The organism is Burkholderia sp. BCC0506, from assembly GCF_902833145.1.
Taxonomy (GTDB): domain Bacteria; phylum Pseudomonadota; class Gammaproteobacteria; order Burkholderiales; family Burkholderiaceae; genus Burkholderia.
The window spans coordinates 53464-79388 of sequence record NZ_CADFEN010000011.1 but is presented as its reverse complement, the minus strand read 5'-3'; the positions used below and the strand labels follow the sequence as shown (position 1 = coordinate 79388).

Genomic DNA, 25925 nt, shown 5'->3' with positions numbered 1-25925 from the left:
GCTGCCGGAGGCCGCGATGAAACCGCAATACGAGCACGTGACGTTCGCGTCCGGCTGTTCGATCCGCGTCTACCACCGCCAGCTCGAGCGCATCCCGTTCGAATGGCATCGCCATCCCGAGTACGAACTGACGCTGACGCTCAACAGCCGCGGCCAGCGCTTCATCGGCGATCACGTCGCACGCTACGCGGACGACGATCTCGTGCTCGTACCGCCGAACCTGCCGCATACGTGGTCGTCGAACGCGCGCATCGAGCGCGACGCGCCCGAAGTCGCGCTCGTCGTCTGGTTCGACGGGGACTGGGCGCGGCGACTGGCCGACTGCTGCCCCGAATACGCGCCGCTGCGCTCGCTGCTGCGGCGCGCGGCGCCCGGCCTGCGCTTCGACGTGGAGACGGCCCGCGCGATGCGCGCGCGGCTGCCGCTGTTGCTCGATCCGTCGCCGCGCGTGCGGCTCGCGGCCACGCTCGACACGCTTGCCGATCTCGCGGAAGCCGGCGGCGAGCCGCTCGCCACCGCGCATGCGTACGAGCGGCCCGACCGCGCACCGTCGCCCGCCGGCCCCGGCGCGCCCGAAGCCGAACGGCTCGACCGCGTGCTCGACGCGATCGACCGGCATTTCCATGAACCGCTGCGCATCGACGCACTCGCCGCTGCCGCGCACCTGTCCGAACGCACGCTGCAACGCCTGTTCGTCCGGCATCTCGGCGAAAGCGTCGGCCGCTACGTGCAGCGGCTGCGGCTCGCGCACGCATGCCGCCATCTCGTCGGCACCGACTGGCCGATCGCGACGGTGGCCGCGCGCTGCGGCATGCCGAATGTCGCGAACTTCAACCGCCAGTTCCTCGCCGCGCGCGGCACGACGCCCGGCGCGTACCGCCGGTTCTTCAAGCAGCACGGCCACGCGCCCGACGACGAGGCGCTCGCGCTCGACGCACGGCCGCCGTCGCTGGAGCGCCGCGCCGGATCGGGCCAACGCCGGCCGCCCAAATGAAAACACCCCGACGGGTTGACCCGTCGGGGTGTCGTGGCGTGGCTATTGCCCGACGCGAACGGCCTGCCGGCCGTTCGTGCCGCACACGGCTTAACGTGCGTTGAGCGGCTTCGCTTCGCGCGGCGTGTCGCCGATGAACAGCTGACGCGGACGGCCGATCTTCTGTTCCGGATCCGCGATCATTTCGTTCCACTGTGCGATCCAGCCGACCGTACGTGCCATCGCGAAGATACACGTGAACATCGACGTCGGGATGCCCAGCGCGCGCTGGACGATACCCGAATAGAAGTCGACGTTCGGGTACAGCTTGCGCGACACGAAGTATTCGTCTTCCAGCGCGATCTTCTCGAGCTGCATCGCGAGCTTGAACAGCGGATCGTCGTGCAGGCCCAGTTCGTTGAGCACTTCGTAGCACGTTTCGCGCATCAGCTTCGCACGCGGGTCGTAGTTCTTGTACACGCGGTGACCGAAGCCCATCAGCTTCACGCCCGAATTCTTGTCCTTCACCTGCTTGATGAATTCGGGGATGTTGTCCGGCGAACCGATCTGCTCGAGCATGTTCAGCGCGGCTTCGTTCGCACCGCCGTGCGCCGGGCCCCACAGACACGCGATACCGGCCGCGATACACGCGAACGGGTTCGCGCCCGACGAGCCGGCCAGGCGGACCGTCGACGTCGACGCGTTCTGCTCGTGGTCGGCGTGCAGGATCAGGATGCGGTCGAGCGCGCGGACGAGCACGTCGTTGACCTTGTACTCTTCGCACGGGTTCGAGAACATCATGTGCATGAAGTTCGCGCTGTACGACAGCGAGTTCTTCGGATACACGAACGGCTGGCCGATGCTGTACTTGTACGCCATCGCGACGAGCGTCGGCAGCTTCGCGATCATGCGGATCGCCGACACTTCGCGGTGACGCGGGTCGTTGATGTCGAGCGAGTCGTGGTAGAACGCGGACAGCGCGCCGACCGCGGCGACCAGGATCGCCATCGGGTGCGCGTCGCGGCGGAAGCCACGGAAGAAGAAGTGCATCTGCTCGTGCACCATCGTGTGCTTCGTGACGGTGTCGACGAATTCCTTCTTCTGTGCGGCGTTCGGCAGCTCGCCCTTCAGCAGCAGGTAGCAGGACTCGAGGAAGTCGGCGTTCTGCGCGAGATTGTCGATCGGGTAGCCGCGATACAGCAGTTCGCCCTTGTCGCCGTCGATGTACGTGATCGCCGAATTACACGAAGCCGTCGACATGAAGCCCGGGTCGTAAGTGAACTTGCCGGTCTGGCCGTACAGCTTGCGGATGTCGATCACGTCCGGGCCCATCGTGCCCTTGTAGATCGGCAGTTCGACGCTCGGCGAGTTGTCGCTGAACGATAGCGTGGCTTTAACATCAGACGGAGTCATGGCACATCCTCAATCGAAATAAAGAAACGGGATTCGATAACGGGCACAGCGCGTTACGCCTTGGCATTACACGTTGCGCAGCATCTCCAACAGCCGGTGAATGTCCGGGCTGTCTAGGTCGCCCTCTGGTTCCTTGCGCGCGAGGAGCAAGTCCATCAGGTCGTTGTCGCTCAGATCGAGCAGGCGCGACAACGCGCCTACGTCTGCATCGGTGAGGTCATGCTCGTATCGGCTGAAGAAACGCTCGAACACGATGTCGTTCTCCAGCAGACCCCGCCGCGCGCGCCAGCGCAGGCGCGCGCGGCGGTGAGGGTCGGATTGATGCGAATCGTCGCTCATCAAACTTTATACCGCGCGACGGACCATCAGTTCCTTGATCTTGCCGATCGCCTTCGTCGGGTTCAGGCCCTTCGGGCAAACGTCGACGCAGTTCATGATCGTGTGGCAACGGAACAGACGGTACGGATCTTCCAGGTTGTCGAGACGCTCGCCGGTGGCCGTGTCGCGGCTGTCCGCGATGAAGCGGTAAGCCTGCAGCAGGCCGGCCGGGCCGACGAACTTGTCCGGGTTCCACCAGAAGCTCGGGCACGACGTCGAGCAGCTCGCGCACAGAATGCACTCGTACACGCCGTCGAGCTCGTCGCGCTCTTCCGGCGACTGGAGGCGTTCCTTCTCCGGCGGCGGCGCGTCGTTGATCAGGTACGGCTTGATCGAGTGGTACTGATTGAAGAAGTGCGTCATGTCGACGATCAGGTCGCGCACGACGGGCAGGCCCGGCAGCGGACGCAGCACGATCTTCTGCGGCAGGTCGTTCAGGTTCGTCAGGCACGCGAGACCGTTCTTGCCGTTGATGTTCATCGCGTCCGAACCGCACACGCCTTCGCGGCACGAACGGCGGAACGACAGCGTCTCGTCCACGGCCTTCAGCTTCACCAGTGCGTCGAGCAGCATGCGCTCATGCTGGATCTCGAGCTCGTACGTCTGCATGCGCGGTGCCGCGTCCTTGTCCGGATCGTAGCGGTAGACTTCAAAAATGCGTTTTGCCATTTCGGATTCCTTTGACTCGGCTTAGAACGTGCGCGGCTTCGGCGGCACGGATTCGACCGTCAGCGGCTTCATTTGAACCGGCTTGTAGTCGAGGCGATCGCCTTCGCTGTACCACAGCGTGTGGCGCAGCCAGTTTTCGTCGTCGCGGTGTTCGTAGTCGCTGTGCGCGTGCGCGCCGCGGCTTTCCTTGCGCGCTTCCGCCGACACCATCGTCGCGCGGGCCACTTCGATCAGGTTCTCCAGCTCGAGCGCTTCGACGCGCGCGGTGTTGAACACCTTCGACTTGTCCTTCAGGTGGATGTTTTCCACGCGCGCCTTCAGGCCGGCCATCTGCTCGACGCCTTCCTTCAGCAGCGCCGACGTGCGGAACACGCCTGCGTGCTTCTGCATCGTCGCGCGGATGTCGTTCGCGACGTCCTGCGTGTACTCGCCCGAGCTCGACTTGTCGAGCTTGTTCAGGCGCGCCAGCGAGAATTCGCCTGCATCGGCCGGCAGCGGCTTGTGTTCCTTCTGGTTCTTCACGTGCTGGACGATGTGGTTGCCGGCCGCACGGCCGAACACCACGAGATCCAGCAGCGAGTTCGTGCCGAGGCGGTTCGCGCCGTGCACGGACACGCACGAGCATTCGCCCACTGCGTAGAAGCCGTTGACCGGTTCCTTGTGGTCGCGCGACGTGCCGACGACCTGACCGTGGATGTTGGTCGGGATGCCGCCCATCTGGTAGTGGATCGTCGGGACGACCGGGATCGGCTCCTTGATCGCGTCGACGTTCGCGAACTTCAGCGCGATTTCGCGGATCGACGGCAGACGCTTCATGATCGTCTCGGCGCCGATGTGCGACAGGTCGAGCAGCACGTGATCCTTGTTCGGACCGACGCCGCGACCTTCCTTGATTTCCTGGTCCATCGAACGCGACACGAAGTCACGCGGCGCCAGATCCTTCAGCGTCGGCGCGTAGCGTTCCATGAAGCGCTCGCCGTTCGCGTTGCGCAGGATACCGCCTTCGCCGCGCACGCCTTCGGTGATCAGCACGCCCGCGCCGGCCACGCCGGTCGGGTGGAACTGCCAGAACTCCATGTCCTGCAGCGCGATGCCCGAGCGGGCCGCCATGCCGAGGCCGTCGCCGGTGTTGATGAACGCGTTGGTCGATGCCGCGAAGATCCGGCCCGCGCCGCCCGTCGCGAACAGCGTCGTCTTGCCTTCCATGATGTAGACGTCGCCCGTCTCCATCTCGAGGGCCGTCACGCCGAGCACGTCGCCGTCCGCGTCGCGGATCAGGTCGAGCGCCATCCATTCGACGAAGAACTGCGTCTTCGCCTCGACGTTCTGCTGGTACAGCGTGTGCAGCAGCGCGTGACCGGTACGGTCGGCGGCCGCGCAAGCGCGCTGGACCGGCTTCTCGCCGTAGTTCGCGGTGTGGCCGCCGAACGGGCGCTGGTAGATCGTGCCGTCGGCGTTACGGTCGAACGGCATGCCGAAGTGTTCGAGCTCGTACACGACGTTCGGTGCTTCGCGGCACATGAACTCGATCGCGTCCTGGTCGCCGAGCCAGTCGGAACCCTTGATCGTGTCGTAGAAGTGGTAGTGCCAGTTGTCTTCGCTCATGTTGCCGAGCGACGCGCCGATGCCGCCTTGCGCGGCCACCGTGTGCGAACGGGTCGGGAACACCTTCGACAGCACGCCGACCGACAGGCCCGCGCGCGACAGTTGCAGCGCTGCGCGCAAGCCCGAGCCGCCCGCGCCGACGATCACCACGTCGAACTTGCGGCGCGGCAGGGAAGTTTTGATTGCAGCCATTCTTTACACTCTCCAGAGAATCTGCGCGGCGTAGCCCGCACATGCGAGCAGCCAGACGATGGTCAGCGATTGCAGCAGCAGGCGCACACCGACGGGCTTCACGTAGTCCATCCAGATGTCGCGCACGCCGACCCATGCGTGGTAGAAGAGGGAGAGCAGCGTCACGAAGGTCGCGAGCTTCATCCATTGCGCGGAGAAGATCGATGCCCAGCCTTCGTACGAGAAGTCGTGCGCGCCGAAGAACAGGACGAGCAGAATGACCGTGTAGACCGCCATGATCGTGGCGGTGACGCGCTGCGCGAGCCAGTCGCGCAGGCCGTAGTGCGCGCCGACGACGAGGCGCTTCGAGCCGATTCGGTTGTTGGCTGCCATTTTCTTAGAATGCTCCGAACAGTTTGAGTGCCATGGCGATCGTCAGCGCGATCGAGACGACAAAGACGACGACGGCCGTCCGCTTGCCGCCTTCCTTCGAGACGGCGTCGTGGTTGACGTCCATCAGCAGGTGGCGAATGCCGGCGCAGAAATGGTGGAAGAAGGCCCAGGACAGTGCGAGGACGATCAGCTTGACGACGATGTTGGAGAGGAAAGCCTTGAAGACTTCGAAGCTGAGCTCGGAGGTGAGGCTCTGGTCGAAGAGGAACAGCAGGAACGGCAGGAACAGGAACAGCAGCGCGCCGCTGATACGATGGAGAATCGACAGTATCGCCGCCAGCGGCATGCGATATTTCAACGTGATGTCGCCGATTCCGATGTTCCGGTATTCCGGCCTCGGCTTTCTTACTGCGTCAGTCATGCTAGACCCCTACTATGTTGTCACACTAATCCGCGATTTTAGCGCCTTTTTATATCGCGCTGCAGCGAAAGTCTGCTCTGGATCATTGCGCGAACACGAACAAAGGCGGCCCGAAACGTGCTTCGCGAGCGTGGGAAACGCGAATGCACGCGGCTGAGCCGAACGTCGTCAGCTCAAGTCATTCTGATAGTAGTACCCGGTTGTGACATACCAGCCGCGCCGCACTTCCACCGGCCGGTCCCCGTACGTATAGGACACACGCTCGACCGACAGCAACGGGAAGCCCGCCGGCACGTGCAGCAGGTCGGCCACCGCCGGATCCGCCGCGACCGCGCGGATCTTCTCCGTCGCGCGGATCATCCGCGTGCCGAACTCCGTCTCGAACATCGCGTAGAGCGGCCCCTTGTACTCGCTCAGCCGCTCGAACGTGAGCCCGCGGAACATCGCGCCCGGCAGCCAGATCTCGTCGAGCACCGTCACTTCGCCGTCGAATTCCAGCAGGCGGCGCACCTGCACGACCGGATCGGCCGGCTTCAGGTCGAGCTGCCGCGCGATCTCGGCCGGCGCGCGCAGGCGCCGGCATTCGAGCAGGCGGCTCACGTGCGGGTGCTCGGCGCCGTCGTCGGCCAGCAGACGCAGGAAGCGGAATTGCGCGCGATCCTCGTTGTGCGTTGCAACAAAAGTACCCTTGCCCTGCCGCCGGACCACGAGGTTTTCGGCGGCCAGCTCGTCGATCGCCTTGCGCACGGTGCCCTGGCTGACCTTGTACCGGGCCGCGAGCTCCACTTCGCTGGGAATGATCTCGCCCGGCTTCCATTCGCCGGATTCGAGACTCTGCGTGATCAACGACTTGATCTGCTGGTATAACGGGCTGAACGTCGGCGACGCGGCTGCCGCGGGCGAGGCCGCGGGATCGCCCGCGCCCGGCTGCCCTGGGCCGCCTGCGCCGGTCTGATTCGCGGTGTTCGCCTGGTTCGATGTCATGGCGCGCATTTCATCACAAACCGCACTTTTTCGTCCACTCAATTTCCGCAAAACATCTGTCTTATATAAGACATATGATACCGTTTGACTTTGCGCGTGACGGCTCCTACACTCCCGGTCGAGCAAGGGTTCGCGGGTGCAACGGCGCGTCCCCGGCTACGTGCCACGGCCGTCTCCAGGTTCACCGCGTGTGCCATCGCGAGTCCTCCGCCCTGCTTCAATGCAACGCTACGCACAACGCGCATAGAATGGCGTTTTCGCTCGCGTCCAACGCTTCACCCGTCCTGGAGATTTTCAATGGCTAAGCCCGCAAAGCGCGTTGCCGTCACCGGCGCCGCAGGTCAAATCGCTTACTCCCTGCTGTTCCGCATCGCGAACGGCGACCTGCTCGGCAAGGACCAGCCGGTCATCCTGCAACTGCTCGACCTCCCGCAAGCCCAAGCCGCCGTCAAAGGCGTCGTGATGGAACTCGACGATTGCGCGTTCCCGCTGCTCGCGGGCGTCGTGATCACCGACGATCCGAAGGTCGCATTCAAGGATGCGGACGTCGCGCTGCTGGTCGGTGCACGTCCGCGCTCGAAGGGCATGGAGCGCAAGGACCTGCTGTCGGCGAACGCCGAAATCTTCACGGTTCAGGGCGCCGCGCTGAACGAAGTCGCGAGCCGCGACGTGAAGGTGCTGGTCGTCGGCAACCCGGCGAACACGAACGCGTACATCGCGATGAAGTCGGCGCCGGATCTGCCGAAGAAGAACTTCACGGCCATGCTGCGCCTCGACCACAACCGCGCGCTGTCGCAGCTCGCCGCCAAGTCGGGCAAGCCGGTCGCGTCGATCGAGAAGCTCGCCGTGTGGGGCAACCACTCGCCGACGATGTACCCGGACTTCCGCTTCGCGACCGCCGAAGGCGAATCGCTGCTGAAGCTGATCAACGACGACGTGTGGAACCGCGACACGTTCATCCCGACCGTCGGCAAGCGCGGCGCGGCGATCATCGAAGCGCGCGGCCTGTCGTCGGCGGCGTCGGCGGCCAACGCGGCGATCGACCACGTGCGTGACTGGGTGCTCGGCACGAACGGCAAGTGGGTCACGATGGGCATTCCGTCGGACGGCTCGTACGGCATCCCCGAAGACATCATCTACGGCGTGCCGGTCACCTGCGAAAACGGCGAGTACAAGCGTGTCGAAGGCCTGGAAATCGACGCGTTCTCGCGCGAGAAGATGGACGGCACGCTGGCCGAGCTGCTCGAAGAGCGCGATGGCGTCGCCCACCTGCTGAAGAACTAAGCATCACGCATCGTGCCGGGCGGCCTTCGGGCCGCCCGGCTTCGGCACGGGCCGGCATGCCGCCGGCCCTGCCGGCCGATCCGATTCGCGCCCGTTTTGCCGCCCCGCGCCCGCCGCGCACCGGCCCAGAACCTGCCCGAATCCGATTTTCTCCACGTTGACCCGCTCCCCTGACGTAGACGAGATGGCCGCGCTCACTCCTGCACAAGTGCTGTACGACGGGGCGTCACCGCCCGCGATCCTGCCCTGCTGCGATCACTACGCGGGCAGCGAGAAGCTGATGCGCAAGTCGCTCGCGCTGCAGGCCGAGCTGGGCCCCGTGTTCGATCTCACGCTCGACTGCGAGGACGGCGCGGCCGTCGGCCAGGAAGCCGCGCACGCGGCGCTCGTCGCCGATCTGCTCGGCAGCGCCGAGAACCGCTTCGGCCGCGTCGGCGTCCGCATCCACGACTTTTCCCACCCGCACTGGCGCGACGACGTGCGCATCGTGCTGCGCGCATCGCACGTACCCGCCTACATCACGCTGCCGAAAGTCGCGAACGCCGCCGACGCGGCCGAAATGACCGCGTTCATCGAAGGCACGCGCCGCGAGCTCGGCATCGCGCAGCCGATTCCGGTCGACGTGCTGATCGAGACGCACGGCGCGCTGGCGCAAGCCGCCGCCCTCGCCGCGTTGCCGACGGTCGGCACGCTGAGCTTCGGGCTGATGGACTTCGTCTCCGCGCACCACGGCGCGATCCCCGATTCCGCGATGTGCTCGCCCGGCCAGTTCGAGCACCCGCTCGTACGCCGCGCGAAGCTGGAAATCGCCGCGGCCTGTCACGCGCACGGCAAGACGCCGTCGCACAACGTGACGACCGAGGTGCGCGACATGAGCGTCGTCGCCGGCGATGCGCGCCGCGCACGCGACGAATTCGCGTTCACGCGGATGTGGAGCATCCACCCCGCGCAGATCCGCCCGATCGTCGACGCCTTCGCGCCGCGCACCGACGAAGTCGCGCTGGCCGCCGAGATTCTGCTGGCCGCGCAGGCGGCCGACTGGGGCCCGACGCGCCACGGTGATACGCTGCACGATCGCGCGAGTTATCGTTATTACTGGTCGGTGCTGCGCCGTGCGCGGGCCACCGGCCAGCCCGTACCGGCCGAGGCCGCGCCGCTGTTCGGCCCCGCCGCCGCGGGCGCCGCGCGTTGAATGCGCGCCGCCGGCCGGGTCACGCGTTTCATGCATTCGCCGGAACGCAGGCCGGGCAGAAGTCGGCGAAACGACAAAAAACGTAACGGAGCCCGAAAACCTGATATATGCGCGGCCAAATAGGTGAAAATAGCGGCCGCTGCGCGCTTTCGGGGCGCGTGCAGTTTCAAACCGGCCGGCGGTTTCGATTGCCGGCCCTTGTCAACTGATTATCGAAAGGTTCTGACTCCATGAAGAAACTCCTGATCGCTACCGCCATCGGCGCCTTGTCCGCCACGATGCTGGTGTCGGCTCCGAGCGCGTTTGCCCAGGGTACGGCCACCACGACCGCGAAGAAGGCAGCGGCCAAGCGCCCGGCGCCGGCCAAGCGCATCATCCCGCGCAGCAAGAAGGCGCAGGCACGCGCAGCCGCCAAGGTCGATCCGGTACCGGACGGCGCGGTCAAGTGGTCCTGTAAGGAAGGTCTGTCGTTCGACCTCGCCGGCGACATGAAGCGCGACCAGGTCGTCACGGTTCACTGGGCGAAGAAGAACTACAAGCTGCCGCGCCAGGCCACGACGACGGGCGCCGACACGTTCTACGATCCGGCAGCCGGCTTCAAGCTGGTCGTGATCCCGAGCAAGGCGATGCTGTTCTCCGACGCGAACGGCGGCGAGCGCCTCGCGGACGAGTGCGTGACGCCGGAAATGGCACAAGGCGCCGCGGCGCCGACGCAGGCGAACGAACTGAAGCCGGCGACGAACTAAGCGCGCTTCCCTCGGCCCCTCGATGTCCGCCCCGGTCTCCAACGTCCGCCCGGCTCCCGATACGGTACTCGTCGACATCGTCGACTACGTGCTGAACACCGGGATCGACAGCGCGCTCGCGCTGGAGACGGCGCGTCATTGCCTGATCGACACGCTCGGATGCGGACTCGAGGCGCTGTCCTACCCTGCCTGCACCAAGCTGCTCGGCCCCGTCGTGCCCGGCACGATCGTGCCGAACGGCGCGAAGGTGCCCGGCACCTCCTTCCAGCTCGATCCCGTGCAGGCCGCGTTCGGCATCGGCGCGATGATCCGCTGGCTGGACTTCAACGACACCTGGCTCGCCGCCGAATGGGGTCATCCGTCCGACAACCTCGGCGGGATCCTGGCGACGGCCGACTGGCTCTCCCGCACGGCCCGCGCGGCCGGCCGCAAGCCGCTCGCGATGCGCGACGTGCTGGTCGCGATGATCCAGGCTCACGAGATCCAGGGCTGCCTCGCCCTCGAGAATGCGTTCAACGCGGTCGGGCTCGACCACGTGCTGCTCGTGAAGGTCGCATCGACGGCCGTCGTCGGGCGTCTCCTCGGGCTCACGCGCGACGAGCTGATCAACGCGGTGTCCAACGCGTTCGTCGACGGCCACGCGCTGCGGACCTACCGCCATGCGCCGAACACCGGTTCGCGCAAATCGTGGGCGGCCGGCGACGCCACGTCCCGCGCGGTGCGCCTCGCGCTGATCGCGAAAACGGGTGAAATGGGCTATCCGTCGGCGCTCACCGCCAGCACCTGGGGCTTCTACGACGTGCTGTTCGGCGGCAAGCCGTTCCGCTTCCAGCGCCCGTACGGCACGTACGTGATGGAAAACGTGCTGTTCAAGATCGCGTTCCCCGCCGAATTCCATGCGCAGACGGCCGCCGAGGCCGCGCTGCAGCTGCACGCGCAGCTCGCCGCGGCGGGCCGCACGACCGACGACATCGCCCGCATCACGATCCGCACGCACGCGGCCGCGATCCGCATCATCGACAAGCAGGGCCCGCTCGCCAATCCGGCCGACCGCGACCACTGCATCCAGTACATGGTCGCCGTGCCGCTGCTGTTCGGCCGGCTGACCGCGGCCGACTACGAAGACGCGGCCGCGGCGGACCCGCGCATCGACGCGCTGCGCGCGAAAACCGTGTGCGTCGAGGATCCGCAGTTCACGAAGGATTACCACGATCCGGACAAGCGCTCGATCGCGAATGCGCTGACGATCGAGTTCACGGACGGATCGAAGCTTGCCGAAGTGGCGGTCGAGTACCCGCTCGGCCATCGGCGGCGCCGCGCGGACGGCATCCCGCTGCTGGTCGATAAATTCCGGACCCACCTCGCCCGCCGCTTTCCGGCCAAGCAGCAACAAGCGATTCTCGACGTGTCGCTGGACCAGGCAAAGCTCGACGCGATGCCGGTCGATGAGTACGTCGACTTGTATGTGATATAGGACTCTTTGTTTCCTAGCCTTAAACCCAGGAAAATCACCATGGCCCACAATCTCCACAAGACCCTCAAGGAATTCGACAGCGGTTCCGGCAAAGGCAAGTTCTACTCGCTGCCGCAACTCGGCAAGGAGCTGAAGACGAAGATCGAACGCCTGCCGGTGTCGATCCGCATCGTGCTCGAGTCCGTGCTGCGCAACTACGACGGCAAGAAAATCACCGAAGAGCACATCGAGCAGCTCGCGAACTGGAAACCGACCGCGAAGCGCGTGGACGAGATTCCGTTCGTCGTGTCGCGCGTCGTGCTGCAGGACTTCACGGGCGTGCCGCTGCTCGCCGACATCGCGGCCATGCGCGGCGTCGCCGAGCGCACGGGCAAGAACCCGAAGAAGATCGAGCCGCTGGTCCCGGTCGATCTCGTCGTCGACCACTCGGTCCAGATCGACTACTTCCGCCAGAAGGACGCGCTCGACCTGAACATGAAGCTGGAATTCCAGCGCAACAACGAGCGCTACCAGTTCATGAAGTGGGGCATGCAGGCGTTCGACACGTTCAAGGTCGTGCCGCCGGGCGTGGGTATCGTCCACCAGGTGAACCTCGAGTATCTGGCGCGCGGCGTCCACAAGAAGACGGACGGCGCCGACACCGTGTACTACCCGGACACCCTTGTCGGCACGGACAGCCACACGACGATGATCAACGGCATCGGCGTGGTCGGCTGGGGCGTGGGCGGCATCGAGGCGGAAGCCGGCATGCTCGGCCAGCCGGTGTACTTCCTGACGCCGGACGTGGTCGGCGTCGAGCTGAAGGGCAAGCTGCGCGAAGGCGTGACGGCCACCGACCTGGTGCTGACGATCACCGAAATGCTGCGCAAGGAGAAGGTCGTCGGCAAGTTCGTCGAATTCTTCGGCGAAGGCACGAAGTCGCTGTCGCTGCCGGACCGCGCGACGATCGGCAACATGGCGCCGGAATACGGCGCGACGATGGGCTTCTTCCCGGTCGACGAAAAGACCATCGAATACTTCGAAGGCACGGGCCGCACGAAGGCCGAAATCGCCGCGTTCGAAAACTACTTCAAGGCGCAGAAGCTGTTCGGCATTCCGAAGGCCGGCGACATCGACTACACGAAGACGGTGACGCTCGACCTCGCGACGGTCGCCCCGTCGCTGGCCGGCCCGAAGCGCCCGCAGGACCGCATCGAGATCGGTCACGTCAAGTCGACGTTCACCGAGCTGTTCTCGAAGCCGGTCGCGGAGAACGGCTTCGCGAAGAAGGCGGAAGACCTGAACACGCAGTACACGACGAGCAACGGCGTCGACGTGAAGAACGGCGACGTGCTGATCGCCGCGATCACGTCGTGCACGAACACGTCGAACCCGAGCGTGCTGCTGGCCGCCGGCCTGCTCGCGAAGAAGGCGGTCGAGGCCGGCCTCACGGTCGATCCGAAGATCAAGACCTCGCTCGCGCCGGGGTCGCGCATCGTCACCGAATACCTGACGAAGACCGGCCTGCTGCCCTACCTGTCGAAGCTCGGCTTCGAAGTGGCGGCGTACGGCTGCACGACCTGTATCGGCAACGCGGGCGACCTGACGCCGGAACTGAACGAAGCGATCACGAAGAACGACATCGTCGCGGCGGCCGTGCTGTCCGGCAACCGTAACTTCGAAGCGCGTATCCACCCGAACATCCGCGCGAACTTCCTCGCATCGCCGCCGCTCGTCGTCGCGTACGCGATCGCCGGCAACATCACGCGCGACCTGATGACCGAGCCGGTCGGCAAGGGCAAGGGCGGCCGCGACATCTACCTCGGCGACATCTGGCCGACGAGCGACGAAATCCACGCGCTGCTCAAGTTCGCGCTCGATCCGAAGAAGTTCGAGGACAACTACTCGAAGCTGACCAAGAAGGGCGACCTCTGGAGCAAGATCGAGGGCGAAACGGGCGAGGTCTACGACTGGCCGAAGTCGACGTACATCGCCGAGCCGCCGTTCTTCGGCAACGACTTCTCGATGGAGCCGGCCGCGTCGATCCCGACGGTCAAGGGCGCGCGCGCGCTGGGCATCTTCGGCGACTCTGTCACGACCGACCACATCAGCCCGGCAGGCTCGATCAAGGAAGATTCGCCGGCAGGCAAGTGGCTGAAGGAAAACGGCGTGCAGAAGGCCGACTTCAACAGCTACGGCTCGCGCCGCGGCAACCACGACGTGATGATGCGCGGTACGTTCGCGAACGTCCGGATCAAGAACCTGATGATCCCGCCGAAGGCGGACGGCACGCGCGTCGAAGGCGGCCTGACGATCCACCAGCCGAGCGGCGAACAGCAGTCGATCTACGACGCGGCGATGCAGTACGTGGCCGCCGGCACGCCGACCGTCGTGTTCGCGGGCGAAGAGTACGGCACGGGCTCGTCGCGCGACTGGGCCGCGAAGGGCACGCAACTGCTCGGCGTGAAGGCCGTGATCGCCCGCAGCTTCGAGCGGATCCATCGCTCGAACCTGGTCGGCATGGGCGTGCTGCCGCTGCAGTTCAAGGGCGCGGACAGCGTCCAGTCGCTCGGCATCACCGGTGAAGAGACCTACGACATCGAAGGCCTCGGCGACGACTTCAAGCCGCAGCAGGACGTCACGCTCGTGATCCACCGCAAGAACGGCGAAACGACCCGCGTGCCGGTGCTGCTGCGCATCGATACGCCGATCGAAGTCGACTACTACAAGCACGGCGGGATCCTGCCGTTCGTGCTGCGCTCGCTGCTCGCGGCGTAAGCGCGCGGCCGTTGCAGGTGCCGCAACCGCCTCGCGGGTGGTTGCGGCCGATTTGGATGCCCGACCTCGTGTCGGGCTTTTTTTCGCCCTGCTCGATGCGGCCTACGCCGCCGTGTCGCCGCGCGCCTTCGCGGCCGCCCCGCGCGCATTCTTCTTCAAATGCGCGCGGTTGTAGTCGATCGCCGCGCGCACGAGCTTTTTCAACGCCCGCTTGTCGATCTTGTCGCCTTCGAGGAAGTCGATCGCGCGACGCGCATTGCCTTCGAGGCCCGCATTGAACAGCCCGTCGGGATCGGGCAGGTGCGCACCGTGCATGAACGTCAGTTTCACCTTGCCCTTGTGCGCGTTCGCGACCGCGATCATCCCGTCGCACGACCACACGGGGCTGCCCATCCACTTCCACTCTTCGACGATGCCCTCGTCCGCCGCGAGGATCGTCCGGCGCAGCTCGGCGAAGGTCGCGCCGCGCCAGTCGGCGATGCCGGCGATCAGCGCGTCGATGCGCTCGGACGGTTGCAGCTCCGTTGCACTCATGCGCGCGCCTCCGTTTGCGCGTCGGGGCGCGCCAGTACCTGTTCGAGCGAGTCGAAGAAGCGGACCCAGCCGTACTGCGCGCCGCGATATGCGTGCTCCTGGTCGGGGCGGAAGCCGACCTGTTCCATGCGCAGGTGCGTGCCGGCCGGCGTCGGCGTGAGCGTCCACGTGACGATGCTTTCGAGGCCGTGGGCCGCCCATGTATAGGACAGCGTGCGGTGCGGCTCGATCGTGACGACCGTGCAGTCGACCGAGCCCCAGTCCGCGCGGAAGCCGAATGCACGGCCCGCGACGGGCGCGAAGTCGCTCTTCATCAGCCACGCCTCGATCAGGTGCGGTTGCGTGAGCGCGCGCCAGATCTTCTCCGGCGGATGAGGCAGCTCCCGTTCGACGACGACGGAGCGCGTTTCGGTCGAGGCTGGGTTCATTACTGATCCATCCTTTTGAGCAGGTCTTCGAGGGCATCGAACCGGCTCCGCCAGAAACCTGCCATCTGGCTCGTCCAGTCGATCAACGGGGCCAGCGCGTGCGGCTGCGCGCTGTAGTGCGTCTGCCGGCCTTCGTGACGGTCGTTCACGAGCCCGGCTTGCTTCAGTACGCCAAGGTGCTTCGACACGGCCGGCTGCGAGACGCCCGCATGGGCGGTCAGCGCGGCAACCGTCAGCTCGCCCTCCGCGCACAGCCGCTCGAAAAGCGCGCGGCGCGTGGGATCGGCAAGCGTCCGGAAAAGCGTGTCGTGAGCGTTCTGCATGTCGGCGAAAATTCATAACTCCATGGTTATGAATCGAAGCATATCCGCCGAGCGGCGCGCGTCAAGGGGGAATTTCGCGCACGACGTTGTCCGATCCTGCGCGACAGGCACACGTATCGCACCGGCTCGCGCCAACGGCGAATTCGAGCCTTTCTTCTAATCCTCGATTGCGACGCGCGATCCGAAAGCAGCCTGCAAGACTGGCCGACGCGCCGTTCCACAGTTCGGGAAACGTTTGCGTTCGGCCGGCCCCGTTCCTGTGCATGTGCGAATCCGTTCCTGACGAGTCGCTTCCAGTGACCACATAGTGCGATACGGCGCGCAGCCATTGACACGCCAACGCCGCGCGGCCACGCGGCGCGCCCTTCGTCGATCGCGCACGTTCCGGTGCTGCAACGAACGACGCGTGCGTGATAGCGGCGCGCATTGCCGCGCCGTCGTACCGCGAACCGGTTCCGCTCGCCGCCCCCGCCATTGGCCCACGCGTGCGACGCCGTGCGCACACGCATGCGTGCCGTTGTCAGAACTGACAGCTATGGAAAATGGCAGCTACCCGAACGGCACCGACGCCCTACGCTCGTCACCGCTCGCGGCCCCACAAGGGCCGGGGGTTCCAGTAACGTCGCCTCTCCTAAAAAGGACTCCCGATGAAAAGGAACACCTGGTTTGCCCTTCCCCTTCCGTCGCCCCGCCGCCTGGCGTGCGTGGCACCGCTCGTGTTCGCCGCCGCCGCGGCGCACGCGGCGACGGATTGGGTCGATACTCACACGAAGGCCTTTCTGACCGGCCCGCAGTTGATGGCGCGCAGTGCGGCGCCGTCGCTCGAACTCGCGGCCGGTGAAACGACCAACGTCGTCGTCAGCCTGAAGCTGCGCAACGCCGCGCAACTCAAGCAACTGGCGCGCGACGTGAACCGGCCCGGCAGCGCGCATTACCGCCAGTACCTGACGCACGAGCAGTTCCTCGCGAACTACGCGCCGACCGAAGCGCAGGTGCAGTCGGTCGTCGACTATCTGCGCAAGAGCGGCTTCACGAATGTCGAGGTCGCGCCGAACCGGTTGCTGATCTCCGCCAGCGGCACGGCCGGCACGGTGAAGACGGCGTTCAACACGTCGCTCGTGCACTTCCAGTACGCGGGCCGTTCGGGCTTCGCCAACACGTCGACCGCGCAGGTGCCGCGTGCACTCGGCGACGTCGTCGGCTCGGTGCTCGGGCTGCAAAGCGTCGCGCACGCGCAGCCGATGCTGCGCATCGGCAACGTGGCGAAGCCGCAGGCGCTCGCCGCCGGCACGGCGACGGGCCACTATCCGAAGGAATTCCCGGGCCTCTACAACGCGACCGGCGTGCCGACCGCGGCCGGCGTGACCGTCGGCATCATCACGATCGGCGGCGTATCGCAAACGCTGCAGGACCTGAAGCAGTTCACGTCGAGCAACGGCTACGGCACGGTCACGACGCAGACCGTCAAGACCAACGGCACGGGCGGCAGCTACACCGACGACCAGGACGGCCAGGGCGAATGGGATCTCGACAGCCAGTCGATCGTCGGCGCGGCCGGCGGCCAGGTCGGCAAGCTGGTGTTCTACATGACGGACCTGAACGCCGCCGGCAACACGGGCCTCACGCAGGCGTTCAACCGCGCGGTGTCGGACAACACCGCGAAGGTGATCAACGTGTCGCTCGGCTGGTGCGAAACCGATGCGAACGCGGACGGCACGATCGACGCCGAGGAACAGATCTTCACGACGGCAGCCGCGCAAGGCCAGACGTTCTCGGTATCGTCGGGCGACGAAGGCGTGTACGAGTGCAACAACCGCGGCTATCCGGACGGCTCGAACTACACGGTGTCGTGGCCGGCATCGTCGCCGCACGTGCTCGCGATCGGCGGCACGACGCTCTACACGACGTCGGCGGGCGCGTTCTCGAACGAGACGGTGTGGAACGAAGGGCTCGATTCGAACGGCAAGCTGTGGGCGACGGGGGGCGGCGTCAGCACGATCCTGCCCGCGCCGTCGTGGCAGTCGGGCAGCAATCGCCAGTTGCCGGACGTCGCGTTCGATGCGGCGCAAAGCACGGGCGCGTACATCTACAACTACGGCCAGTTGCAGCAGATCGGCGGCACGAGCCTCGCGGCGCCGATCTTCACGGGCTTCTGGGCGCGTCTGCTCGCGGCGAACGGCACCGGCCTCGGCTTCCCGGCCGGCAACTTCTATGCGGACATTCCGTCGAACCCGTCGCTCGTGCGCTATGACGTCAAGTCGGGCAACAACGGCTATCAGGGGTATGGCTATACCGCCGGCACCGGCTGGGATCTGACGACCGGCTTCGGCAGCCTGAACATCGCGAACCTCAACCAGCTGATCAAGTCCGGCGGGTTCTGAGCGATGCATGAAGACCGGTGCGCGGCGAGCGTCTGCCGCGCACCGGTTGCGAGCGTCCCGCGCCCTACTCCGTCGCCGGCTCCTTCACGCGCTCCGACGCGACCGGCGCGCCGGCCCGATGCGACGGCGCGAACAGCCGCAGCCCGCTCGCGACGCTCGCCGCGCCCGCGAAGCCCGCACCGAGCATCAATGCAAGCGTCGGCCCGTGGTGCCCCGCAATGCCGAACGACAGCGCAACCAGCGCCGCGCCCGTCGCCTGCCCGATCAGCCGCGCGGTCGCGATGATCCCGCTCGCGCCGCCGCTGCGCTCGGGCGGCGCGCTCGACATCAGCGCTTTCAGGTTCGGCGACTGGAAGAAGCCGAAGCCCGCGCCGCACAGCATCATCCGCCAGCCGATGTCGACGACGCCCGGCGACACCGGCAGCGCGGCGAGCGACACCATCCCCGCACTCAGCAACGCGAGGCCGATCGCGCCGAGCAGCCCGGGCGGATAACGATCCGACAGCCGCCCCGCGATCGGCGCGGCGAGCGCGACGACCGCCGACCATGGCGTCATCAGGAAACCCGTTTCGACTGCGCTGCGATGCAGGACGGTTTCGAAATAGAACGGCAGCGACACGAACGCGAGCCCCTGCGCGGCGAACGCGCATACGGCGGTCAGCGCGGACAGCGCGAACACGGGGCGGCGGAACAGGTCGACCGGCAGCATCGGCGCCGGGTGCCCGCCCTGGCGGCGGATCAGCAGCCAGCCGAACGCGCATGCCACCGCGGCCGCCGCGAACACGACCGACAGCGGCCCGCGCTGCGCGAATTCGCCGAGCGCGAAAATCAGCGACGCGAACGTGATCACGTTGAACAGCGCGGCAACCGGATCGAACGCATGCTTGCCGCGCGCCGTCTGCGGCAGCGATGGAATCGCGACGGCCAGCGCGAACACGCCGAGCGGCACGTTCACCGCGAACAGCCACGGCCACGCGGCCACCGACAGGATCAGCGACGCGATGGTCGGCCCCACCGCGAACGACACGCCGACGACGAGCGCGTTGAAGCCGACGCCGCGCCCGAGCCGGTGCGCAGGAAACAGGCCGCGGATCAGCGCGACGTTGACGCTCATGATCGCGCTCGCGCCGAAGCCCTGCACGATGCGCGCGGCCGTCAGCAGCGGCAGCGTCGACGCGAGCGAACAACCGAGCGACGCCAGCGTGAACACCGCGAGCCCGGTGACGTACACGCGCTTGTGGCCGACGATGTCGCCGAGCGCCGCGAACGGCAGCAGCGTCGCGACCATCGCGAGCTGGTACGCGTTGATGATCCACACGGACGCGGCCGGCGACGCATGCAGGTCGGCGGCGATGGCGGGCAGCGCGGTGTTCGCGATGGCCGTATCGAGTGTCGCGAGCGCGACGGCCAGCAGCACCGCGGACATCGCGCGCCAGTTGACGGCCGGCTCGTGCGCGCCGGCGGAGGAAGTGAATTCGGACAAGATGGGCTCGGCTGACGGGCGACGCGCGGCGTCGCGGATTGAGCGGCGCGGCGCCGGTTGTTCCGTGCAGCAGCACTGGAATGCGCGGCACCGCGAGCCGTATTGTTGCAGAGCCGCATCAAACGTGCAGGCGGCCGCTTCGCCAGTCAGCGAAACGAAAGATTCGGCATGCCGCGTCGGGCGGGCGGCACCGATGCAGACACAACGATCGGCCGCCGCTCTTTACGACACCGCACGCCGTGCATTGCGGCCGCGCAGCCATTCGAGCGCGAGCAGCAGGCTCGTCGAGAAGATGATCAGGATGGTCGCGAGCGCGGCGATCGTCGGGCTGATGTTCTCGCGGATGCCCGTGAACATCTGGCGCGGCAGCGTCGTCTGGTCCGCGCCGGCAAGGAACAGCGTGACGACCACTTCGTCGAACGACGTCGCGAACGCGAACAGCGCGCCCGACATCACGCCCGGCGCGATCACCGGCAGCGTCACGCGGAAGAACGTCGTGACCGGGTTCGCGCCGAGCGACAGGCTCGCGCGCACGAGGTTCTGGTTGAAACCCTGCAGCGTCGCGGCCACCGTCGTCACGACGAACGGCACGCCGAGCGCCGCGTGCGCGGCGATCAGCCCCGTGTAGGTATTCGCGAGCCCGAGCGGCGCGAAGAACAGGTACATGCCGACGCCGACCACGACGACGGGCACGATCATCGGCGACAGCAGCACGGCCATCAGCAGCCCCTTGCCGCGGAAGTCGGCCTTCGTCAGGCCGATGGCCGCGAGCGTGCCGAGCACGGTCGCGACGACGGTCGCCGACGGCGCGACGATGAAGCTGTTCTTCGCGGCCATCCGCCACTCGTCCGAGGCGATCAGGTTCTCGTACCAGCGCGTGGAGAAGCCCGGAATCGGATAGACGAGGAACGTGCTCGACGAGAACGACAGCGGCACGATCGCGAGCACCGGCAGGATCAGGTACAGCAGCGTCAGCACGACGAGCACGCGCAACGCGACGTACCACGCGCGCTCGACGAACGACATGTGCGGCGCGAACAGCGGCCTGGCGAGTTTCATGGTCGGCATCCCCTTCCCGTTTCCCTGTGCCCGGCGCTCAGCCGAGGCTCACGTTGGTGCGCGTGAAGCGCCCGTACACCGCGTACAGCACGAGCGTCGCCGCGAGCAGCAGCCCGCCGAGCGCACACGCCATGCCCCAGTTGATCGTCACGTTCGTGAAGTACGCGACGTAGTAGCTGACCATCTGGTCGTTCGGCCCGCCGAGCAGCGCGGGCGTGATGTAGTAGCCGATCGCGAGGATGAACACGAGCAGCGCGCCCGCGCCGACGCCCGGATAGGTCTGCGGCACGTACACGCGCCAGAACGCGGCGAACGGATGGCTGCCGAGCGACACGGCCGCGCGCTGGTAGGTCGGCGGGATCGACTTCATCACGCTGTAGAGCGGCAGGATCATGAACGGCAGCAGGATGTGCGTCATCGAGATGTACACGCCGACGCGGTTGAACAGCAGCGTCAGCGGATGCGAGATCAGCCCGCTGCCGAGCAGCGCCTTGTTGATGAGCCCTTCGCTCTGCAGCAGCACGATCCATGCGGCGACGCGCACGAGCACCGACGTCCAGAACGGAATCAGCACGAGGATCATCACGAGATTCGCGCGCCGCTCCGACTGCGTCGAGATCCAGTACGCGAGCGGATAGCCGAGCAGCAGCGCGAACAGCGTGACGGCGATGCCGATCACGAACGTGCGGCCGAAGATCGCGACGTAGATCGACTGGTCGGGATCGGCCTGCACGATGTGGCCGAAGCCGTCCTGCTTGTGGTCGAGCGCGGCGAGCAGGTAGAACGGCGAATACGCGCTGCCGTTCTTCGCGATCGCCTGCCAGTATGCGGGGTCGCCCCAGCGCGCATCGAGCTCGACGAGCTTCGCGCGCTGCTGCGCGGGCGTGAGCACCGCGTCGCCGTCGCCCTTCAGCGGCATCGCGCGCGCGGTCTTCGCGACGAGCGAGCGATAGCCGGGAATCTCGGTGTTCAGGCGCCGGGCGAGCGCACCCATCGCCTCGCTGTCGGCCACCTTCGTCATGTCGGCCGCGAGCGCGACGTAGGCGGCGTCCGCCGGCGGCGTCTTGCGGTCCCAGCCCGACAACGCGGCGACCGTGTTCGGCAACGCGGTCGCGATCTCCGGGTTCTGCACCGCGCGCGTGAGCAGCGTGCCGATCGGCACGACGAAAATCAGCAGCAGGAAAATCGCGAGCGGCGCGACCAGCAGCAGCGCCATCGTGCGCTTGCGGGCCTCGGCGGCCTTCAGCTCGCGCTTGAGCGCGGCGGTCGACGGCGAGGAAGGCGCGATCGTCATCGTATTCAACGGTTATCTCCGGCCGGGCACGTTCCGGCGGAATGCCGCGCGACGCGTTCAGCGCGCCGCGCGGCCGGTTGCATCAGGACACCTGAGTAGCGCTTACTTCGTGGCCCACGCGGCGAAGCGCTGTTCGAGCTCGTCGCTGTGGTCGGTCCAGAAGCCGATGTCCTCCAGGATCGCGTTCTTGCCGTTGGCCGGCGAATTCGGCAGGTTCGCGAGCGTCTTCGCGTCGAGCGCCTTGATCGCGGCGACGTTCGCCGGGCCGTACGCGATGTGCTGCGCATATGCCTGCTGCGGCTTGGGCGTCAGCGAGTACGCGATGTACTGCTCGGCGAGCGCCTTGTTCGGCGAGCCCTTCGGAATCGCCCAGTAGTCGAGGTCGTAGATGCTGCCGTTCCACACGACCTTCAGGTTCTTGCCTTCCTTCTGCGCGGCGTCGATGCGGCCGTTGTACGCGGTCGACATCACGACGTCGCCGGCCACCAGGAACTGCGGCGGCTGTGCGCCCGCTTCCCACCACTGGATGTACGGCTTCAGCTCGTCGAGCTTCTTGAACGCGCGATCCTGGCCGGCCTTCGTGCCGAGCACCTTGTAGACGTCCTTCGTCGCGACGCCGTCGGCCATCAGCGCGAACTCGAGGTTGTAGCGCGCGCCCTTGCGCATCCCGCGCTTGCCGGGGAATTTCTTCACGTTCCAGAAATCGGCCCAGCCGGTCGGCGCGGTCTTCAGCTTGTCCGCGTTGTACGACAGCGCCGTCGACCACACGAAGAAGCCGACGCCGCACACCTGCGGCGATTCCGGAATCAGGTCGGACTTCTTCGCGATCTTCGACCAGTCGAGCTTCTCGTACAGCCCTTCGTCGCAGCCGCGGTTCAGGTCGCCCGATTCGACTTCGACCACGTCCCAGTTGACGTGCTTCGCCTCGACCATCGCCTTCACCTTCGCCTGCTCGCCGTTGTATTCGACGGCCGTGACCTTGTTGCCGGTCGCCTTCTCGAACGGCTGGTTGAACGCGACCTTCTGCGCGTCGCCGTTCGCGCCGCCGAAGTTGACGACCGTGAGCTCGGCCGCCGTGGCCGATGCGCCGAATGCGACCAGTGCCAGCGCGAGCGCCGTGCGGCGCGCGGTAAAGCTTGCTCGTTTCATGATGGTTCCTCTCCTCTCGTGGTGGAAGTGGGCGTTGTTGTTGACGACGTGCTGCGGGAAAACGGGGAAACCAGGCTCACGCGAACACGCGCAGGTGTTCGGGCGAGAAAGCGAGCGAGACGGGCGCGCCGGGCGAGAACGCGTCGAGCGCGCCGGTGCCGAGCGGCACCTTCACGAAGCATTCGTCCTGGCCCGGCAGCGCGCAGCGCATGCGCACGTGATCGCCGAAATAGATGAGGCTGCGCGCCTCGCCCGTCACGCGATTGGCGGCGGCGCCGTTCTGGTGGCCGTTCGCGTGACCGTTCGCGAGGCTCATGCGTTCGGGGCGGATGCACGCGACGGCCGGCGCGCCTTCGACTGCGTCGCCGATCCGGCGGCCGACGAGCTGCGTGCCGTCGTCGAGCCGGAATTCGCAGAATTCGCCGTCGACGCGCGCGATGGTGCCGCGCAGCCGGTTGCTGTCGCCGATGAAGTTCGCGACGAATTCGTTGCACGGCGATTCGTACAGGCGGTCGACGGTGTCGAGCTGCTGCACGATGCCCTTGTCGAACACGGCGACGCGATCGGACATCGTCAGCGCCTCGCCCTGGTCGTGCGTCACGTACACGAAGGTCACGCCGAGCTTTTCGTGCAACGCCTTCAGTTCGTACTGCATGTGTTCGCGCAACTGCTTGTCGAGCGCGCCGAGCGGCTCGTCCATCAGCACCAGCTTCGGCTCGAACACGAGCGCGCGCGCCAGCGCGATGCGCTGCTGCTGGCCGCCCGACAGTTGCGCCGGGTAGCGTTTCGCGAAGCGCTCCATCTGCACCATCTTCAGCGCGTGCGCGACGCGCTCCGCGCGCTCGCCGGCCGAAAGCTTGCGCACCGTCAGCGGATACCCGACGTTCTGCTCGACCGTCAGGTGCGGAAACAGCGCGTAGTTCTGGAACACCATGCCGATGTTGCGCTTGTGCGGCGGCACGGTGTTCAGCAGTTCGCCGTCGAGACGGATCTCGCCGCCGGTCGGGAATTCGAAGCCGGCCAGCATCATCAGGCAAGTGGTCTTGCCCGAGCCGGACGGCCCGAGCAGCGTCAGGAATTCCCCGCGGTGGATGTCGAGGTCGAGCGATTTGACGACCAGCGTCTCGCCGTCGTAGGTCTTCCGCACGCCGCGAAAGCTGACGATCACATCATCGGACTTCATCGTGCTGTCCCCTGGTTCCGCGACAAGTGATTTTGAGATGCGAGCCACTATACGGCGCGCACGGTTCTATACTAGGGAACCATTTCAATATTCCTAGTAGGACCACTTTGGATACCGTGATCCTCGCCGACTGGCTGTCCGCCCGTCTGGACCGCAGCTCGTTCGAGCCGATGTACCGGCAATTGCTGCAACTGATGCAGCAGGCCATCCTGACCGGGGAATTGGGGCCAGGGACAAAGCTACCAAGTTCGCGCACGCTCGCGGGCGACCTGTCGATCGCGCGCAATACGGTGCTGCACGTGTACGACCAGCTGACGGCCGAAGGCTACGTGCTGACGACGACCGGCAGCGGCACCTACGTGGCCGATACGCGGCCGGACGCCGCCGCGATCCGCGTGCCGGGCGCCGCGCCACCGCCGTCAGCGGCCGACGAACTGCCGCTGCCCGACGCGCAGGGCAGCCTGTCGATGCGCGGGCGGCAACTGATCGAGCATGCGGGCGTGTCGCGGCGCCAGTGGGGGGCGTTCATGCCGGGCGTGCCGGACGTGTCGGAATTCCCGAGCCGCACGTGGAGCCGCCTGCAGGCGCGGCTGTGGAAGGAGGCCAATCCGGAGCTGCTGACCTATGCGCCGGGCGGCGGCTACCGGCCGCTGCGGCGTGCGCTCGCCGATTACCTGCGCGTCGCGCGCTCGGTCAAATGCTCGCCGGACCAGGTGATCATCACGACGGGTATCCATCAGTCGATCGATCTCGCGGTGCGGTTGCTGTCCGACATCGGCGATCGCGCGTGGGTCGAGGAGCCGTGCTACTGGGGCGTGCGCAGCGTCCTGCAGGCGGCCGGCCTCACGCTCGCGCCGGTGCCGGTCGATCAGGAAGGGCTCGACCCGCGCGCGAGCGACATGCAGCATCCGCCGCGGCTCGTGCTCGTCACGCCGTCGCACCAGTACCCGCTCGGGATGGTGATGAGCCTCGCACGGCGCCGCATGCTGCTCGAATATGCGCGCCAGCATCGCTGCTGGATCATCGAGGACGACTACGACAGCGAATTCCGCTACGGCAGCCGCCCGCTCGCGTCGCTGCAGGGGCTCGACGACGGCGGCCGCGTGATCTACGTCGGCAGTCTCGGCAAGATGCTGTTCCCGGGATTGCGGATGGGCTACATGGTCGTACCCGAACATCTGGTCGACACCTTCCGCACCGGGCTGTCGGAGCTGTACCGCGAAGGCCAGCTGATGCAGCAGGCCGTGCTCGCCGAATTCATCATGGACGGCCACCTCACTTCGCACGTCAGACGCATGCGCACGCTGTACGGCGAGCGCCGGCAACTGATGATCGACGCGATCCGCGCGCGCTTCGGCGACGCGCTGCCCGTGATGGGCGACGAGGCCGGCCTGCATCTGGTGCTCGGCCTGCCCGACGCGTGCGACGATCGCGCGGTCACGCAGAGCGCATTCGACGCGGGCGTGATCGTGCGCCCGCTCACCAGTTACTACAGCAACGTCGACACCGCGCGGCAGGGCTTGCTGCTCGGCTATGCATGCGTCGCGCACGAAGGCATCCGCCCTGCGTTCGACACGCTCGCCGATACCATCGAGCGCCATCTGCCGCGGCACGTCACGCGCGCGGCATGA

23 protein-coding genes are annotated in these 25925 nt (G+C 66.5%); 8 read left to right on the top strand and 15 right to left on the bottom strand.

Annotation, left to right across the window (positions count from 1 at the left end; genetic code table 11):
• Positions 1–16 precede the first annotated feature (16 nt).
• Complete coding sequence (locus HWX62_RS24055) at positions 17–994, top strand: AraC family transcriptional regulator (RefSeq protein WP_175931632.1); 978 nt, start codon at positions 17–19, stop codon at positions 992–994.
• 90 nt (positions 995–1084) lie between these two features.
• On the opposite strand, the gene gltA is transcribed toward HWX62_RS24055, so the two are convergent.
• The 7 genes from gltA to HWX62_RS24020 form a co-directional block, all read right to left on the bottom strand.
• Positions 1085–2386 (bottom strand): citrate synthase, encoded by a 1302-nt coding sequence (gene gltA / locus HWX62_RS24050; RefSeq protein ID WP_006487713.1) that lies wholly within the window; start codon positions 2384–2386, stop codon positions 1085–1087.
• A 66-nt stretch (positions 2387–2452) separates the two neighbouring features.
• Complete coding sequence (locus tag HWX62_RS24045) at positions 2453–2725, bottom strand: succinate dehydrogenase assembly factor 2 (RefSeq protein ID WP_057923949.1); 273 nt, start codon at positions 2723–2725, stop codon at positions 2453–2455.
• A gap of 6 nt (positions 2726–2731) precedes the next feature.
• A complete protein-coding gene (locus HWX62_RS24040) occupies positions 2732–3433 on the bottom strand; it encodes a succinate dehydrogenase iron-sulfur subunit (RefSeq protein ID WP_011658352.1) in 702 nt (233 codons plus the stop codon).
• Between the two features lie 21 nt (positions 3434–3454).
• Positions 3455–5230 (bottom strand): succinate dehydrogenase flavoprotein subunit, encoded by a 1776-nt coding sequence (gene sdhA / locus HWX62_RS24035; RefSeq protein WP_175931631.1) that lies wholly within the window; start codon positions 5228–5230, stop codon positions 3455–3457.
• Positions 5231–5233: 3 nt separating this feature from the next.
• Entirely contained in the window at positions 5234–5602 is a 369-nt protein-coding gene (gene sdhD / locus HWX62_RS24030) for a succinate dehydrogenase, hydrophobic membrane anchor protein (RefSeq protein ID WP_006399546.1), read from the bottom strand.
• Positions 5603–5606: 4 nt separating this feature from the next.
• Positions 5607–6023, bottom strand: a complete 417-nt coding sequence (sdhC, locus tag HWX62_RS24025; RefSeq protein ID WP_151062419.1) for a succinate dehydrogenase, cytochrome b556 subunit — start codon at positions 6021–6023, stop codon at positions 5607–5609.
• Between the two features lie 168 nt (positions 6024–6191).
• On the bottom strand, positions 6192–7007 hold the full coding sequence (locus HWX62_RS24020; RefSeq protein ID WP_059583137.1) for a GntR family transcriptional regulator: 816 nt from the start codon (positions 7005–7007) through the stop codon (positions 6192–6194).
• A gap of 297 nt (positions 7008–7304) precedes the next feature.
• Between HWX62_RS24020 and HWX62_RS24015 the strand changes: the two genes are divergently transcribed.
• The 5 genes from HWX62_RS24015 (at position 7305) to acnA (ending at position 14460) form a co-directional block, all read left to right on the top strand.
• On the top strand, positions 7305–8291 hold the full coding sequence (locus tag HWX62_RS24015; protein ID WP_006487742.1) for a malate dehydrogenase: 987 nt from the start codon (positions 7305–7307) through the stop codon (positions 8289–8291).
• Between the two features lie 184 nt (positions 8292–8475).
• Positions 8476–9483, top strand: a complete 1008-nt coding sequence (locus HWX62_RS24010; RefSeq protein WP_175931704.1) for an aldolase/citrate lyase family protein — start codon at positions 8476–8478, stop codon at positions 9481–9483.
• Between the two features lie 230 nt (positions 9484–9713).
• Positions 9714–10229 carry a hypothetical protein gene (locus HWX62_RS24005; RefSeq protein ID WP_175931630.1) on the top strand — a complete coding sequence of 172 codons (516 nt, stop codon included), beginning with the start codon at positions 9714–9716 and terminating at the stop codon, positions 10227–10229.
• Between the two features lie 22 nt (positions 10230–10251).
• Positions 10252–11703: a bifunctional 2-methylcitrate dehydratase/aconitate hydratase gene (locus tag HWX62_RS24000; protein WP_175931629.1), complete on the top strand. Its 1452-nt coding sequence runs from the start codon at positions 10252–10254 to the stop codon at positions 11701–11703.
• Between the two features lie 39 nt (positions 11704–11742).
• Positions 11743–14460, top strand: a complete 2718-nt coding sequence (gene acnA, locus HWX62_RS23995; protein ID WP_175931628.1) for an aconitate hydratase AcnA — start codon at positions 11743–11745, stop codon at positions 14458–14460.
• A gap of 102 nt (positions 14461–14562) precedes the next feature.
• On the opposite strand, the gene HWX62_RS23990 is transcribed toward acnA, so the two are convergent.
• The 3 genes from HWX62_RS23990 to HWX62_RS23980 are packed head-to-tail and all read right to left on the bottom strand — an operon-like array spanning position 14563 to position 15745.
• Positions 14563–14994 (bottom strand): DUF1801 domain-containing protein, encoded by a 432-nt coding sequence (locus HWX62_RS23990; RefSeq protein WP_175931627.1) that lies wholly within the window; start codon positions 14992–14994, stop codon positions 14563–14565.
• Positions 14991–15422, bottom strand: coding sequence for an SRPBCC domain-containing protein (locus HWX62_RS23985; RefSeq protein WP_175931626.1), 432 nt, complete (start codon positions 15420–15422; stop codon positions 14991–14993). The genes HWX62_RS23990 and HWX62_RS23985 overlap by 4 nt, the downstream gene beginning before the upstream one ends.
• Entirely contained in the window at positions 15422–15745 is a 324-nt protein-coding gene (locus HWX62_RS23980) for a metalloregulator ArsR/SmtB family transcription factor (RefSeq protein WP_175931625.1), read from the bottom strand. Before HWX62_RS23980 ends, HWX62_RS23985 begins: the two co-directional genes overlap by 1 nt.
• A 647-nt stretch (positions 15746–16392) precedes the next feature.
• Here HWX62_RS23980 and HWX62_RS23975 point away from each other — a divergent pair.
• On the top strand, positions 16393–18126 hold the full coding sequence (locus HWX62_RS23975) for a S53 family peptidase (RefSeq protein WP_175931624.1): 1734 nt from the start codon (positions 16393–16395) through the stop codon (positions 18124–18126).
• A 64-nt stretch (positions 18127–18190) separates the two neighbouring features.
• Here HWX62_RS23975 and HWX62_RS23970 read toward each other — a convergent pair whose 3' ends face one another.
• The 5 genes from HWX62_RS23970 to HWX62_RS23950 all read right to left on the bottom strand — a co-directional run bounded on the left by HWX62_RS23970 (position 18191) and on the right by HWX62_RS23950 (position 24294).
• A complete protein-coding gene (locus tag HWX62_RS23970) occupies positions 18191–19609 on the bottom strand; it encodes an MFS transporter (RefSeq protein ID WP_175931623.1) in 1419 nt (472 codons plus the stop codon).
• Between the two features lie 222 nt (positions 19610–19831).
• Entirely contained in the window at positions 19832–20668 is an 837-nt protein-coding gene (locus HWX62_RS23965; RefSeq protein WP_040141016.1) for an ABC transporter permease, read from the bottom strand.
• A 37-nt stretch (positions 20669–20705) separates the two neighbouring features.
• Complete coding sequence (locus HWX62_RS23960; RefSeq protein WP_175931622.1) at positions 20706–21971, bottom strand: ABC transporter permease; 1266 nt, start codon at positions 21969–21971, stop codon at positions 20706–20708.
• Positions 21972–22064: 93 nt separating this feature from the next.
• Entirely contained in the window at positions 22065–23111 is a 1047-nt protein-coding gene (locus tag HWX62_RS23955) for an ABC transporter substrate-binding protein (protein ID WP_175931621.1), read from the bottom strand.
• A gap of 76 nt (positions 23112–23187) precedes the next feature.
• Positions 23188–24294, bottom strand: coding sequence for an ABC transporter ATP-binding protein (locus tag HWX62_RS23950; protein WP_175931620.1), 1107 nt, complete (start codon positions 24292–24294; stop codon positions 23188–23190).
• A gap of 107 nt (positions 24295–24401) precedes the next feature.
• On the opposite strand from HWX62_RS23950, the gene HWX62_RS23945 reads away from it, so the two are divergent.
• A complete protein-coding gene (locus tag HWX62_RS23945; protein WP_175931619.1) occupies positions 24402–25925 on the top strand; it encodes a PLP-dependent aminotransferase family protein in 1524 nt (507 codons plus the stop codon).

What these genes read in the sequence shown, in the direction of transcription:
- HWX62_RS24005 (WP_175931630.1), top strand. Translation starts at nt 9,714, where the DNA reads ATGAAGAAACTCCTGATCGCTACCGCCATCGGCGCCTTGTCCGCCACG.
- HWX62_RS23955 (WP_175931621.1), bottom strand. Translation starts at nt 23,111, where the DNA reads ATGAAACGAGCAAGCTTTACCGCGCGCCGCACGGCGCTCGCGCTGGCA.
- HWX62_RS23975 (WP_175931624.1), top strand. Translation starts at nt 16,393, where the DNA reads ATGAAAAGGAACACCTGGTTTGCCCTTCCCCTTCCGTCGCCCCGCCGC.
- HWX62_RS23950 (WP_175931620.1), bottom strand. Translation starts at nt 24,294, where the DNA reads ATGAAGTCCGATGATGTGATCGTCAGCTTTCGCGGCGTGCGGAAGACC.
- gltA (WP_006487713.1), bottom strand. Translation starts at nt 2,386, where the DNA reads ATGACTCCGTCTGATGTTAAAGCCACGCTATCGTTCAGCGACAACTCG.
- HWX62_RS23980 (WP_175931625.1), bottom strand. Translation starts at nt 15,745, where the DNA reads ATGCAGAACGCTCACGACACGCTTTTCCGGACGCTTGCCGATCCCACG.
- HWX62_RS24040 (WP_011658352.1), bottom strand. Translation starts at nt 3,433, where the DNA reads ATGGCAAAACGCATTTTTGAAGTCTACCGCTACGATCCGGACAAGGAC.
- HWX62_RS24020 (WP_059583137.1), bottom strand. Translation starts at nt 7,007, where the DNA reads ATGACATCGAACCAGGCGAACACCGCGAATCAGACCGGCGCAGGCGGC.
- sdhD (WP_006399546.1), bottom strand. Translation starts at nt 5,602, where the DNA reads ATGGCAGCCAACAACCGAATCGGCTCGAAGCGCCTCGTCGTCGGCGCG.
- sdhC (WP_151062419.1), bottom strand. Translation starts at nt 6,023, where the DNA reads ATGACTGACGCAGTAAGAAAGCCGAGGCCGGAATACCGGAACATCGGA.
- HWX62_RS24015 (WP_006487742.1), top strand. Translation starts at nt 7,305, where the DNA reads ATGGCTAAGCCCGCAAAGCGCGTTGCCGTCACCGGCGCCGCAGGTCAA.
- HWX62_RS23965 (WP_040141016.1), bottom strand. Translation starts at nt 20,668, where the DNA reads ATGAAACTCGCCAGGCCGCTGTTCGCGCCGCACATGTCGTTCGTCGAG.
- HWX62_RS24010 (WP_175931704.1), top strand. Translation starts at nt 8,476, where the DNA reads ATGGCCGCGCTCACTCCTGCACAAGTGCTGTACGACGGGGCGTCACCG.
- HWX62_RS23985 (WP_175931626.1), bottom strand. Translation starts at nt 15,422, where the DNA reads ATGAACCCAGCCTCGACCGAAACGCGCTCCGTCGTCGTCGAACGGGAG.
- HWX62_RS24055 (WP_175931632.1), top strand. Translation starts at nt 17, where the DNA reads ATGAAACCGCAATACGAGCACGTGACGTTCGCGTCCGGCTGTTCGATC.
- HWX62_RS24045 (WP_057923949.1), bottom strand. Translation starts at nt 2,725, where the DNA reads ATGAGCGACGATTCGCATCAATCCGACCCTCACCGCCGCGCGCGCCTG.
- HWX62_RS23990 (WP_175931627.1), bottom strand. Translation starts at nt 14,994, where the DNA reads ATGAGTGCAACGGAGCTGCAACCGTCCGAGCGCATCGACGCGCTGATC.
- sdhA (WP_175931631.1), bottom strand. Translation starts at nt 5,230, where the DNA reads ATGGCTGCAATCAAAACTTCCCTGCCGCGCCGCAAGTTCGACGTGGTG.
- acnA (WP_175931628.1), top strand. Translation starts at nt 11,743, where the DNA reads ATGGCCCACAATCTCCACAAGACCCTCAAGGAATTCGACAGCGGTTCC.
- HWX62_RS24000 (WP_175931629.1), top strand. Translation starts at nt 10,252, where the DNA reads ATGTCCGCCCCGGTCTCCAACGTCCGCCCGGCTCCCGATACGGTACTC.